General features: G+C 57.7%; 15 protein-coding genes. 7 read left to right on the top strand and 8 right to left on the bottom strand.

Features of this window, described 5'->3' with window-relative positions; genetic code table 11:
- From fabZ to ACTQ34_RS12335, 6 genes are all read right to left on the bottom strand, one after another.
- Positions 1-426 (bottom strand): 3-hydroxyacyl-ACP dehydratase FabZ, encoded by a 426-nt coding sequence (gene fabZ, locus ACTQ34_RS12360; protein WP_297275658.1) that lies wholly within the window; start codon positions 424-426, stop codon positions 1-3.
- A 94-nt stretch (positions 427-520) separates the two neighbouring features.
- Entirely contained in the window at positions 521-988 is a 468-nt protein-coding gene (gene accB / locus ACTQ34_RS12355; protein ID WP_441364089.1) for an acetyl-CoA carboxylase biotin carboxyl carrier protein, read from the bottom strand.
- A gap of 3 nt (positions 989-991) precedes the next feature.
- Positions 992-2,224: a beta-ketoacyl-ACP synthase II gene (gene fabF / locus ACTQ34_RS12350; protein ID WP_441364088.1), complete on the bottom strand. Its 1,233-nt coding sequence runs from the start codon at positions 2,222-2,224 to the stop codon at positions 992-994.
- 56 nt (positions 2,225-2,280) lie between these two features.
- Positions 2,281-3,009 (bottom strand): 3-oxoacyl-[acyl-carrier-protein] reductase, encoded by a 729-nt coding sequence (fabG, locus tag ACTQ34_RS12345; protein ID WP_441364087.1) that lies wholly within the window; start codon positions 3,007-3,009, stop codon positions 2,281-2,283.
- An 11-nt stretch (positions 3,010-3,020) separates the two neighbouring features.
- A complete protein-coding gene (gene fabK / locus ACTQ34_RS12340) occupies positions 3,021-3,968 on the bottom strand; it encodes an enoyl-[acyl-carrier-protein] reductase FabK (RefSeq protein ID WP_441364086.1) in 948 nt (315 codons plus the stop codon).
- Between the two features lie 13 nt (positions 3,969-3,981).
- Positions 3,982-4,971, bottom strand: coding sequence for a beta-ketoacyl-ACP synthase III (locus ACTQ34_RS12335; protein ID WP_441364085.1), 990 nt, complete (start codon positions 4,969-4,971; stop codon positions 3,982-3,984).
- 147 nt (positions 4,972-5,118) lie between these two features.
- Between ACTQ34_RS12335 and fabD the strand changes: the two genes are divergently transcribed.
- The 7 genes from fabD (at position 5,119) to ACTQ34_RS12300 (ending at position 10,724) form a co-directional block, all read left to right on the top strand.
- Positions 5,119-6,036: an ACP S-malonyltransferase gene (gene fabD, locus ACTQ34_RS12330; protein WP_302665877.1), complete on the top strand. Its 918-nt coding sequence runs from the start codon at positions 5,119-5,121 to the stop codon at positions 6,034-6,036.
- 171 nt (positions 6,037-6,207) lie between these two features.
- Positions 6,208-6,453, top strand: coding sequence for a hypothetical protein (locus tag ACTQ34_RS12325; protein ID WP_441364084.1), 246 nt, complete (start codon positions 6,208-6,210; stop codon positions 6,451-6,453).
- A 31-nt stretch (positions 6,454-6,484) separates the two neighbouring features.
- Positions 6,485-6,967 (top strand): RNA polymerase sigma factor, encoded by a 483-nt coding sequence (locus ACTQ34_RS12320; RefSeq protein WP_441364083.1) that lies wholly within the window; start codon positions 6,485-6,487, stop codon positions 6,965-6,967.
- Positions 6,960-7,865: an anti-sigma-I factor RsgI family protein gene (locus ACTQ34_RS12315; protein WP_441364082.1), complete on the top strand. Its 906-nt coding sequence runs from the start codon at positions 6,960-6,962 to the stop codon at positions 7,863-7,865. Before ACTQ34_RS12320 ends, ACTQ34_RS12315 begins: the two co-directional genes overlap by 8 nt.
- Before the next feature lie 300 nt (positions 7,866-8,165).
- The gene (locus ACTQ34_RS12310) at positions 8,166-9,185 is read left to right on the top strand and encodes a methionine ABC transporter ATP-binding protein (RefSeq protein ID WP_441364081.1); all 1,020 of its coding nucleotides are present in this window, start codon (positions 8,166-8,168) and stop codon (positions 9,183-9,185) included.
- Positions 9,172-9,825: a methionine ABC transporter permease gene (locus ACTQ34_RS12305; RefSeq protein WP_373166023.1), complete on the top strand. Its 654-nt coding sequence runs from the start codon at positions 9,172-9,174 to the stop codon at positions 9,823-9,825. The genes ACTQ34_RS12310 and ACTQ34_RS12305 overlap by 14 nt, the downstream gene beginning before the upstream one ends.
- A gap of 59 nt (positions 9,826-9,884) precedes the next feature.
- Positions 9,885-10,724, top strand: a complete 840-nt coding sequence (locus ACTQ34_RS12300) for a MetQ/NlpA family ABC transporter substrate-binding protein (protein WP_441364080.1) — start codon at positions 9,885-9,887, stop codon at positions 10,722-10,724.
- 71 nt (positions 10,725-10,795) lie between these two features.
- Here the strand turns inward: ACTQ34_RS12300 and ACTQ34_RS12295 are convergent, their stop codons facing one another.
- A complete protein-coding gene (locus tag ACTQ34_RS12295; RefSeq protein WP_441364079.1) occupies positions 10,796-12,163 on the bottom strand; it encodes a DUF2812 domain-containing protein in 1,368 nt (455 codons plus the stop codon).
- Positions 12,163-12,483, bottom strand: a complete 321-nt coding sequence (locus ACTQ34_RS12290) for a PadR family transcriptional regulator (RefSeq protein WP_441364078.1) — start codon at positions 12,481-12,483, stop codon at positions 12,163-12,165. The genes ACTQ34_RS12295 and ACTQ34_RS12290 overlap by 1 nt, the downstream gene beginning before the upstream one ends.
- Between the last annotated feature and the right edge of the window lie 229 nt (positions 12,484-12,712).

Raw genomic sequence — 12,712 nt, 5'->3', positions numbered from 1 at the left:
TCAGTCCATGATGACCATGCACTTGATCTCCGCCTCGGCAGCCTTCTGGTCGCCCACCCAGGCAACGCCCTCGGCTACCGCCATCGGGCCGCGGCGCTTGATGAACTTGACCTCCAACCGCAGCGTATCGCCCGGCTTTGCCATCGCGCGGAATTTGGCCTTGTCGATACCGGTATACACCGCGGTCTTGCCGCGAAACTCCGGAATGGACAGCAGCGCCACGCCGCCGACCTGAGCCAGCGCCTCCAAGCGGAACACCGCAGGCATGATCGGGTTGCCCGGGAAGTGCCCTTGGAAGAAAAACTCATCGCCCGTCAGGTGCAGTGTACCAACCGCGTGCTCCTCATCCATTTCGAGGATTTCGTCCACCAACAGCATGGGAGGACGGTGCGGCAGGATCTCCATGATCTGTTCTTTATTCAGCATATATCTTATACCTCTTTCTCATCCAGCGCAAGCGATTTTATCAATCTAATTGCTTTTTATTCAAGACAGGGGGCTTTGATAAGCCCCCTAAACCTCATTCAATGATAACAACCGTCTGGTTATACTCGACCATATCGCCCGGCTGCGCCAAAATGCGCACGACCGTGCCGTCGCACGGCGCCTTGATCTCGTTCATGGTCTTCATCGCTTCGATGATGAACAGTGTGTCGCCTTCCTTGACCTTCTGGCCGACCAGTACAAACGGCGGCGCATCCGGTGCCGGAGAAGAATAGAACGTACCCACCAGCGGACTTTTGACCGGCGTGCCCGCGGGCAATTCCTCGGCTGCTTGTGCAGCAGACGCAGACTCCCCGGCAGCGGCAGGCGCAGCAGCGGGTGCCGCTGCAACCGGCGCGGCCGCGACCGGAACCACCGGCGCCGGCGGCGCGGATTTAATCTTGATTTTTACGTCGTCCATCTCCAGCTCAACCTCGCCCAAGCCTCTGGTCTTGAGCGCATCCATCAGCTCGACGGCAACGTCTTTGAGTTCCTTGATATCCATATCTTACACCTTCTTAATCAGGATGCAGGCATTGTGTCCGCCAAAGCCCAGCGCGTTGGAAATCGCCACATTCACCGGCATCTCGACTGCCTTGTTGGGCGTAATGTCCAGATCGCATTCCGGATCGGCCTCCTGATAGCCGATGGTCGGCGGAATGATGCCGTCACGAATTGCCATGACGCAGGCAATTGCCTCCACCGCCGCCGCGCCGCCAAGCAGGTGGCCGGTCATCGACTTGGTCGAGGAAATCTTGACCTTATACGCCTCATCGCCAAACGCCTTTTTAATGGCGATGGTTTCATATTTTTCGTTGAGCGCAGTCGAAGTGCCGTGCGCGTTGATATAATCCACGTCCGCCGGGGTCAGGCCCGCATCCGTAATCGCGCCCAGAATGGCATGCGCCGCCGCTTCGCCGTCCGGCGAAGGGCTGGTGATATGGTAAGCGTCGCCCGACGCACCGTAGCCTGCAACCTCTGCCAGAATGGTTGCGCCGCGCGCCTCGGCGTGCGACAGGCTCTCGAGTACGAGACAGCCCGCACCCTCGCCCATGACAAAGCCCGAGCGGCGTGCGTCAAACGGAATGGATGCACAGGTCGGGTCATCGCCCATGTGTACCGCCTTCATATTCTGGAAGCCCGCCATCGAGATCGGAATGATGCCGTTCTCAGTACCGCCGCAAATCACAACATCCTGATAGCCGTGACGGATGGTTCGCATCGCCTCGCCGATCGCATGGTTACCGGTTGCACAAGCGGATACCGGGCAGAAATTCTCGCCCTTGAAACCGAAGCGCATCGAGATATAGGCGGCCGCCATATTGGCGATCATCTCAGGGATGCACAGCGGAGACACGCGGCCCGGACCCTTTTCGTTCAGCTTGGGAATCTCCTGCTCGGCAATCTGCAAGCCGCCCACGCCCGAACCATAGATAACGCCCGTACGGTAGGGGTCAAAATTGCCCTCCGTCAGGCCCGCCTGTTCAACCGCCTGCTGTGCTGCGGCCAGCGCAAAATGGCAGTTAATGTCCATGCGGCGCGCCTCACGCTTATCCACATACTGGGTCACATCAAAATCCTTGACCTCAGCGGCCAGCTTTACCTTAAAATCGGATACGTCAAACTTGGTAATCGGCCCAACGCCGCACTTACCGGCCTTGAGCGATGCCCAAAACGTCTCCACGTCATTGCCAACCGGCGTGATTGCGCCCATACCGGTGATGACTACTCGTTCCATCAAAGCATCTCCTTTTTTCCCTCATACTCCCTGCGGCCTAAGCCTGCCGCGAAACTCATTCAAATCATACCGCCGTCGGCCACAATGACCTGACCGGTGACGTAGCTTGCCGCGTCTGACGCCAGAAACGCAACCACACCTGCAATTTCCTCAGGCTTGCCGAAGCGGCCGAGCGAAATCTGCTTGACAGCGCCTTCCTTAACGGCGTCCGGCAGCACCTGCGTCATATCCGTATCTATAAAGCCGGGGGCAACTGCGTTGACCGTGATGCCGCGCGCGCCAAGCTCCTTGCTGGCGGTCTTGGTCATGCCGATCAGGCCCGCCTTGGCGGCAGAATAGTTGATCTGGCCCGGGTTGCCCGCAATGCCGGCAACCGAAGCGATATTGATGATGCGGCCTTGCTTGGCACGCATCATCATCGCGCCGCACTGGCTAATCATATTGAACGCGCCCTTGAGGTTGGTCTTGATGACCGCATCAAACTGATCTTCCTTCATACGAACCATCAGGCCGTCGCGCGTGATGCCCGCATTGTTGACCAGAATATAAGGCACACCCATTTCTTCCTTGATTTCCTTGAGCGCCTTGCCGCAGGCTTCGTAATCCGAAACGTCCCACTGCTTGACAACGGCCTTCACGCCGTGCGCACGGCACTTTTCCGCGACTGCCTCCGCCTTTTCGACCGAGGAAGCGCAGTTGATGACAACATCATGGCCCTCTGCGGCCAATTTTTCCGAAATAGCCGCGCCGATGCCGCGCGAGCCGCCGGTAACGATTGCAATTCCCATCGTTTTTCTCCTTATTCAAAACGCTTGTAAGCGTTCTTCATCAGTTCCTCGGCCTCATTCGTCATGCCGCGGATGATATCCGCGCACGGACGAAGCTCCTTGAGCATGCCCGCGATCTGGCCGGACATAAAGGTGCCTTCCTCGTAGTTGCCGTCCTGCACCGCCTTACGCAGCGAGCCTGCGGTCGCGGCCTCCAGCTCCTCGAGCGACTTATCGGTGTTAATCTTCTCCAGTTCGAGGCATTTGCGCGCCATCGGGGTCTTGAGCGAGCGCACCGGATGACCGGACGGACGGCCGGTTACAACGGTCGAGATATCGGTCGCCTTGAGGACCAGCTCCTTATACTTTTCCGAAATATAGCACTCGTCGGAGGCAAGGAACACCGTACCGCACTGCACGCCCTCGGCGCCCAGCATGAACGCCGCCGCCATGCCGCGGCCGTCCGCGATGCCGCCGGCCGCAACGACCGGGATGCTCAGCGCGTCGACCACCTGCGGAACCAGCGGCATGGTCGTCAGCTCACCGATGTGGCCGCCGCCCTCCATGCCTTCCGCGATAACAGCGTCCGCACCCGCGCGCTCCATGCGCTTGGCCAGCGCTACCGATGCGACAACCGGCATGACCTTAATACCGGCATTTTTCCAGTTTTCCATATATTTGCCCGGATTGCCCGCGCCTGTGGTCAGCACCTCGATTTTTTCATCGATGGCGAGCTGCGCGAGGTCGTCCGCATTCGGAGAGAGCAGCATGATGTTCAGACCCAGCGGCTTATCCGTGATGGCACGGGCCTTGCGAATCTCGTCGCGGATGTAATCAACCGGAGCCGCGCCGCCGGCAATGATGCCGAGACCGCCAGCCTTGGATACCGCCGCTGCAAGATGATGCTCCGCAACCCACGCCATTGCGCCCTGCACAACCGGATACTCGATACCGAGCAATTCTGTAATCTTGGTTTTCATTAAACTCTCTCCTTTACAGTTTCAGTACAAATGCGCCGTAGGTCAGACCGCCGCCGAATCCGGTGCATACAATGGTCTGCCCTGCCTGCAGCAAGCCGTTTTTCCGCATTTCGTCCAGACAAATCGGCACAGAAGCCGAGGAAGTGTTTCCGAAACGGTCCATATTGACATAGACCTTCTCCTTGGGCAGATGATAGCGCTTGGCAATCACGTCGAGGATGCGCAGGTTTGCCTGATGCGGCACAACCCAGTCGATTTCCTCCGCGGACACGCCCGCGCGCTGCAAGGCCGTGTCGATTGCCAGCGGTACGGCATGTGCGGTAAAGCGCACGACCGCCGCGCCCTGCATCTTGAGGAAACGCGCCTTGGGGTCCACCGGACGTTCGGCTGCAAACGGGTCCTCAACCGGCAGCGCTTCCATATATAAATACTCCGCACCCGAGCCGTCCGCCGCGATAAAGGTGGACTGGATGCCGACATTCTCATTTTCGACCGCGCGGTAAACCGCCGCTGCCGCGCCATCACCGAACAGGATGCAGGTCGAACGGTCGGTATAGTCCGTGATGCGGTGCAGCGTCTCCGCCGAAACGACCAGCACGGTCTTGGCCTTACCCGCCTTGATATAGCTGTCCGCGATGTCGGTTGCGGAAACAAAGCCCGCACAGGCGTTGTTGATATCAATTGCGCCCACCTGCCGCGCGCCCAGCTTGTCCTGCAAAACGCTTGCGGTGTTCGGGGTGTTGGTGTCCGGCGTGCAGGTGCTGACCAGAATCAGGTCCAGCTCTTCCGCCGCAATGCCCGCATCCGTCAGCGCGTTCTGCGCCGCGCCGAGGGCAAGCTCCCACGTGTGGGTATTTTTCGCAATGCGCCGCTCTTTGACACCCGTGCGCTTGACGATCCATTCGTCGCTGGTGTCCACCATGGTTTCGAGCATCGCGTTGGTGAGTACAAAATCCGGAATGCACGAACCCGTGCCGATGAGTTGGCTGTTGATGATTTCCACGCTCCCCAAAAGTTCAAATCGCTCTCCCAAAGCGTGGAAAAGCGACAATAGTTTGATTGACAAAGTAATCCTTGACTATTATAATAAAAGGACACGAAAATGTCAACCTTTTCCGAGGTTTGACAGCGATTTTTGGAGGAACGGAACATGGAATACGGTTTTGCATTTTTCCCCGGTCAGGGCGCGCAGGCGCCCGGCATGGGCAAGGATTTGTATGAAAACTCGCAGGCTGCCAAGCTGGTTTTTGAGGAAGCAAGCGACGGTGCCGGGCTGGACGTTGCAAAGCTCTGCTTTGACAGCGACAAGGAAACCCTGTCGCGCACCGAGAACAGCCAGATTGCGATTTTCACGCACTCGATGGCGGCGCTGGCGGCGCTCACCGAAGCAGGCGTAACGTTCAAGGCTGCGGCGGGCTTCTCGCTGGGCGAGTACACCGCGCTTGCCGCGGCAGGCGTGGTAACGCTCGCGGACGGCGTTAAGATTGTCTCGATGCGCGGCAAGCTCATGCAGCAGGCTGCGGACTCGATCGACGGCGGCATGGCGGCCATCCTCGGTCTGGACGACGAAAAGATTGAAGCCGCGTGCGCAGCTGTGACGAGCGGCATCGTGCGTCCGGTCAACTACAACTGCCCCGGTCAGCTGGTCATCGCGGGCGAAAAGGCCGCGCTGGCCGAAGCGGTCGAGAACTGCAAGGCCGCAGGCGCACGCCGCGCGGTACCGCTCGCGGTATCGGGCGCATTCCACACCCCTCTGATGGCGAAGGCCGCAGCGGAACTGCGCGCGTATGTTTCGGATTTCACCTTTGCCGCCCCGAAGATGGACATTTACTCCAATCTGGACGGTCAGGTGCTGGACTGCTCCGATCTGCCCGCGCATCTGGAGCAGCACATGATCTCTCCCGTGCGCTGGACGCAGCTGGTCAAAAACGGTATGGCGGCAGGTCTGACCACCGCATGCGAGGTCGGTCCGGGCAAGACGTTGACCGGCTTTGCGGGCAAAATCAGCAAGGAACTGACCTGCAAGTCCGTGCAGGATATGGCGGGCGTGCAAGCAGCCGCTGAGTAAATCAGAACAGACAGCCAAGGGAGGCGCTTCGGTGCCTCCCTTTTGCCCCCAAAAAATTTTTTCAAAAAATTTTTGAATTTTGAATGGATTCTCCTTTGCCGGTCGTATTGGTAGTGAAAGGCACAAACGACAAGCCAAATTCACTGACAACAATATGTAGGAGGAATTCATATGAAAAAGATGGTAATGGGTACGATCAGCGCAGCTCTGGTTCTCTCGATGGCAGTTACGGGTGCATTCGCCGCGGGCCACGGCTACGGCCGCGGACGGAATTTTGTCGACGCCAACGGCGACGGCGTGTGCGATAACTACGGCACCGGCCGCGGTCAGTACTTCGTCGATGCAGACGGCGACGGCGTATGCGATAACTACGGCACCGGCTGCGGCCGCGGTCAGGGACAGGGCTGCAACAGATAAGTAAACAGAAGAACAATAAGAGGTTGGTACAATGCGGAGCGAACAGGAGGCAAATCGGGCGATCGAGCGGTATGCGGACACCGTCCGACGGATCTGTATGATCCATTTGAAAAACCATGCCGACACGGAGGACATCTTTCAAAACGTATTCTTGAAATATGTGCTCAGCACCGCTGTGTTTGAAAACGAGGAGCACGAAAAGGCGTGGTTCATCCGCGTGACGATCAACGCCTGCCGGGATTTGCTCAAGAGCTTTTTCCGCAGCCGCACCGTTTCGCTCGATACTCTGCTCGACCAACCCGCCGAACTGACGCAGCAGGACCACACCGTACTTGAGGCAGTGCTCGCACTGCCTCCCAAGTACCGCGATGTGGTCTATCTGCATTATTATGAGGGCTACACCGCCCCACAGATCAGCCAAATCCTCAAAAAGAATGTCAACACGATTTATACACTGCTCACCCGCGCCAAACAGGCGCTAAGAGAAACGCTAGGAGGGGACGACGATGCGTGACGAACTGAAAACCGCGCTGGACAAGGTCACGGCGGACGAAGCGCTCCGGCAGTCCACCCGCGCGTTTCTTGCGCGACAGACACACGATTACGGCGCAGCGAAAACCCGTCCGCGCACAGTGCGCCGCATGGCGGCGGCTTTCGCCTGCCTTGCGCTGATTGTGGCCGGCGGCACGGGCTACTGGGCCTATTTCTCCCCCACCTGTGCCATCAGCATTGATATCAACCCATCGGTCGAGCTGGCGGTCAACCGATTTGATAAGGTGATCTCGGTTGACGGCATCGGTGAGGAGGGCGAAGCGCTGGCCGAAACACTCGACGTGCGCTTTCTGAATTATGCCGATGCGCTGAACAGCCTGCTGGCAAACCAGACGATCGAGGACTGCCTTGCACGAAACGAAGTGCTGTCCATCGCAGTCGCCGGAGACAACCAGAGTCAGGCGGATGCGATCCTGGCACAGGCGCAGACCTGCACCGCGGGCACCCGAAACGTCTACTGCCATGCAGCCGACAGCGACGAACTCGAGCACGCGCACGAGGCCGGGCTGTCGTTCGGCAAATATCAGGCCTTTCTCGTTCTACAGTCGCTCGACCCGAGCGTCACCCCTGAGGACGTGCAGGGACTGACCATGCGTGAAATCCGCGATCGGATCGCTGCGCTTGACCCTACCGCGGCGCAGGGGCTGTACGGCGAAGGCTATCACCATGCCGGCAACGGCACAGGGGCTGGTAACGGCGCCGGCAATGGTACAGGCAACGGTTCCGGTAACGGCAATGGCACGGGTACAGGTACCAGTTCCGGTAACGGCACGGGCAGTGGTTCCGGCAACGGCACGGGCATGGGTACAGGCAATGGTTCCGGTAACGGTCAAGGCCACGGCCATCATGGCGCAAACTGAGTCCCGCATGCATTTAACCCCCTTAAGCAGAAATAACTTGACAAATCCCCCGCGATGGAATACACTATTACCACAGAGAATAAAATCTATCAAAACCGTAGGAAAAGGAGGAAGCCGCAATGCTGTCTATTCGGATGAACATGTGCATGATGTGCGGTTTTGCTCGTTTTTCTGCCATGCAGCGCTAACGCTGCAAGCTGTAAGCGGGCCGCTTTTCATGCGGCATGGCACGGTTCAGATGGAAAACGAGCGGAAAGCATACCTTGCTTTCCGCTTTTATTTTGAAAAGGGGGAATGGACTTGGAACAGGATTTCATTGTACGCATCCAAAACCTGAATAAAACCTTCCGCGGACGGGCCGGCACAGTCACCGCACTGGACGGCGTCAATTTGGATATCCGCCGCGGCGAAATCTTTGGCATCATCGGTCTGTCCGGTGCGGGCAAAAGCACACTTGTCCGCTGCATCAACTTTTTGGAAAAGCCGACCGAAGGCACGGTTACCGTGGACGGTCAGGAGCTTGGCGCGCTGTCCAAAAAGGCTCTTCTTGAAGCACGCCGTTCGATGGGCATGATTTTCCAGCAGTTTAACCTGCTGCAGCAGCGCACCGCACTGCAAAACATCTGCTTCCCGCTCGAAATTGCGGGCATGAAAAAGGCGGATGCAGAAAAGCGTGCGCATGAGCTGCTCGAGATCGTCAGCCTGAGCGACCGCGCGGATAATTATCCGTCCCAGCTTTCGGGCGGCCAGCAGCAACGCGTTGCCATCGCCCGCGCGCTGGCGACCAACCCGAAAATCCTGCTGTGCGACGAGGCCACCAGCGCGCTTGACCCAACCACCACACGCTCCATCCTCGCGCTTTTAAAGGAAATCAACAAGACTCTTGGCATTACCATCATTGTCATCACGCATGAAATGGCAGTCATCGAGGAAATCTGTCAGCGCGTGGCAATCATTGATTCCAGCCGCATCGCAGAGATGGGTACGGTCGATCAGGTGTTCACCCGCCCACAGTCGGCAATGGCCAAGCAGCTCATCTATCCGGACGGTAAGCGGGACAAGCTGGCCACCGGCAAGCACTACTGCCGCATCGTGTTCGACGGCAACTCATCGTTTGAACCGGTGGTGTCGAATATGGTACTTGAATGTAAGGCGCCGGTCAACATCATGTTCGCGGACACCAAGGATATTGACGGCCGCGCCTACGGCCAGATGATTCTGCAACTTCCCGAGGACGAACGCGCGGCAAAGCGCGCGCTGGCGTACCTTGAAACCCAGAATGTGCATGTAGAGGAGGGCGACGCCGATGCTTTCACCTGAACTTTGGGCCCAGAGCCTGTGGGAAACCTTATATATGGTCATTGTGTCGACCGCGGTTTCCTATCTGATCGGCCTGCCGCTCGGCCTGCTGCTGGTCGTGACCGATAAAGGCGGCATTCGCCCGATGCCAGTACTCAACACGGTGCTCGGTGTCATCGTTAATATTCTGCGCTCGATTCCGTTCCTCATTCTCGCGGTCATGATTACCCCGATGACGCGCGCGATTGCAGGCAAGGCCATCGGTACCACCGCAATGATCGTGCCGCTGACCGTAGCGGCCGCGCCCTATGTTGCCCGTATGGTCGAGTCCTCCATCAAGGAAGTGCCGTTTGGCGTCATTGAAGCGGCACAATCCATGGGCGCCAGCCCGTGGCAAATTGTCTGGAAGGTGCTCGTCCCCGAAGCCAAACCCTCTCTGATGGTAGGCGGCGCAATCTCGATCGTCACTATCCTCGGCTACTCCGCAATGGCAGGCTTCATTGGCGGCGGCGGTCTGGGCACGGTGGCCGTCAACTACGGCTACAACCGCTATAATTTTGAGATCATGCTGGTAGCCGTTATCATTATTGTCATTGTCGTGCAGATTTTCCAAGTCTGCGGCATGTGGCTTGCGCGCCATCTGGACAAGCGCAACCGCTAATTCCCTTACTTTGTTATCAAAAAATTTGATAAAACACCTGTAGAAAAGGAGAGATTCCCATGAAGAAGAAAATTGCAGCACTGCTGGCAGGCGCACTCTGCCTGTCCGCGCTGGCCGCCTGCGGCGGCGGTAACGACGCACAGACCTCCGATGCCAACGCCTCGGATGACAAGACCATCACGGTCGGCGCGTCCCCCACACCGCACGCGGAAATCCTCAACGCCGCGAAGGATCTTCTGGCCGAGGACGGCTGGACGCTCAACGTTGTGGAGTTCACCGACTATGTACAGCCCAACACCGCACTGGTGGACGGTGACTTGGACGCAAACTACTTCCAGCACATCCCCTATCTGAACAACTTTAACAAGGAAAACAACGCCGATCTGATTTCCGCCATCGAGATGCACTATGAGCCGTTCGGCATCTATCCCGGCAAGACCGCAACCCTCGAAGAACTGGCCGACGGTGCGACCGTTGCGGTTCCGAACGACGGTTCGAACGAGACCCGCGCGCTGCTTCTGCTGCAGGATGCCGGTCTGATTACGCTCAAGGACGGCATCGACCCGACTTCGGATGCAACCAAGCTGGACATTGTGGAAAACCCGAAGAACCTCGACATTCAGGAAATCGCTGCGGAGCAGCTGCCGCGCTCGCTTCAGGACGTTGACCTCGCGGTTATCAACGGCAACTATGCGCTGCAGGCCGACCTGAACGCCAAGGAGGATTCGCTCATCACCGAGAATCCGGAATACGCCAAGGTCTATGTCAACGTGGTTGCCTGCCGCAACGGCGACGAAAACAGCGACAAGATTCAGGCGCTCAAGAAGGCACTTCAGAGCGACACGGTCAAGCAGTTCATCGACGACACCTACAAGGGCGCTGTCGTTGCCGTTTTCTAAAATTTATCCCAATAAAAAGCATCATCCCTCTGCCGCTTTCGCGGCAGAGGGACTTTTTCATGCAGCTATCGTTATAGATTGCCCAGCTTTTCACCGACCAGTGCTTTCTGCGCATCGGTCAGTGTCCAGCTGAACCGGATCTCCACAATGCAGTCCGCATAGCTCAGCAGATAGTGGTCGCTCAGCCCGGTGTCCTGCCAGCCCATTTGCCATGCTTCGTTTGCGCCCCATGGCGCAGCGTCGCACGGCTGACAGGTTTTTCGGAAGCCTTCCAGTGAGCGGTCATCCTCCTGCTCAGCAAGGCGCTGTGCACGGCATCGGTCGTACAGCGCGGGCAGTTTGACTTCGGTAACCGTGTAGTCGAGCGTCGGGATGAACACATCCGCACCGTTCGCGGAGCCCCACTCTCTGCCATCGCACACGGCAACAATTGGCGAGACATCTTCCGTCCAACTGGACTGATATGCCGCCTCCGGCAGTTCATCGCCCCACAGGTCGGCAAGCGTCAGCGGCGGTTCATCCGCAGTGAGATTTCTGTCCAGCCAGCCGTTTTGGGTTGCGCGAATCGTGCCGAACACAATGGCGGCCATCATACCGAACGCGAGCACCACATCCACCGCCAAAGTGACTGCTCGGTTAACCCCGCGCGACACCTTTTTGCGCTTGAGCAGCTGCTTGACCCCCTGCACCACACCAGTCAGCACGATCATATACAGCACCATTACAATACTGACCACGCGCAACAGCGGCGAACCGGTGGTCACATTGTAGAGTATCTGCATTGCAAACGCTGCCGAGCACACCATGAATATGATGCGCTGAAACAGGCGTGTGTTGGGCGTATCGACAAACTCGCCGCGCACCGCCGCTTTGCGTGCGCGGGCGCGCCAGCACAGGTAAGCGATAATCTCGACAATACACAACAACGCGAGCAGCGGCCACACCACCCCCAGAAATAGATTGGTCACGCTGGAAAACAACCCGATCGGGTCATTCCCTATGTCATGCACCAACATCGCGCTCCACCACAGTCCGATGGCCAGCAGGATACCGTATGGCACCAGAAAACCCTTTACCATCGCGGCATGGATGGTTTCGAGTTCCAGTTCCGGGTCGGTCTCGATCGGTACAGGATCGGGTTGGTCGGTGCAGAAAATCTGCATCTGCGCCCAGCTGCACACATACTGCCAGCCCGCATGCGCGCTGAACGCATGGTACACCTGCTGGCCTTCGGTCGGGCTGGGGTCAAAATCGGACGCTTTGGGATAATAGGTAACGGCAAACCGCAGCTTTTTCGGCTCAATGCGGCGATAGACCCAGCCAAGGCCGGTCACGCGATCGATCATCCAGCCCTTGGCGGCCATTTTCTCCAAATGCCGCTCGACGCCCGTACGATCATAAAAGGACAGCGTTTCCATTCTGCGTTTGGTCTTTCTCATCACGGCGCCTCCTTTCCAAAAGCCCGTTCATAGTCCATCATCTGTGCGCGCAGCCGCTGATATTCCTGTTCGAGTCTCTCCCTCCCCTTGTCGGTCAGAAGGTAGCTGCGGCGGCGGCCGTCCACGTTCACCTCGCGAATCATCTCCGCTTCCAAAAACTGCTCAAGCAAATTGTACATCGTGCCTGAACCGACTGTGACACGTCCCTGCGTCATGGCCGATACCTTGTCGAAAATATCAATGCCGTAGCACTCCTCCCGCAAGCACAACAGCACATAGAACATCTGCTCGGTCAGCGTCTGAAACTTGGCTCTCGGCATGGCTCCTCACCTCAATCTCGAATATCGAGTTTCTGTGCTTTCATTATATCTCGAATATCGAGAAAGTCAAGTGCAAATCGATAACATCTGTAAAATGAAAGCCTCTGCATGCGCAGAGGCTCAGTCTGTCGAGAAACCCGGCCTATGCGTCAGGCATAAGCCGGGTTTCTGGCGTATAAAGGCCAAAAAAGTACAAACATGAATGGAGAAGACTTCTCCTTCCACAACC

The sequence above is a fragment of the Agathobaculum sp. LCP25S3_E8 genome (assembly GCF_052117165.1).
Lineage (GTDB): Bacteria > Bacillota > Clostridia > Oscillospirales > Butyricicoccaceae > Agathobaculum.
The sequence above is the reverse complement of the archived record's forward strand: the minus strand, read 5'-3'. Positions and strand labels throughout refer to the sequence as shown.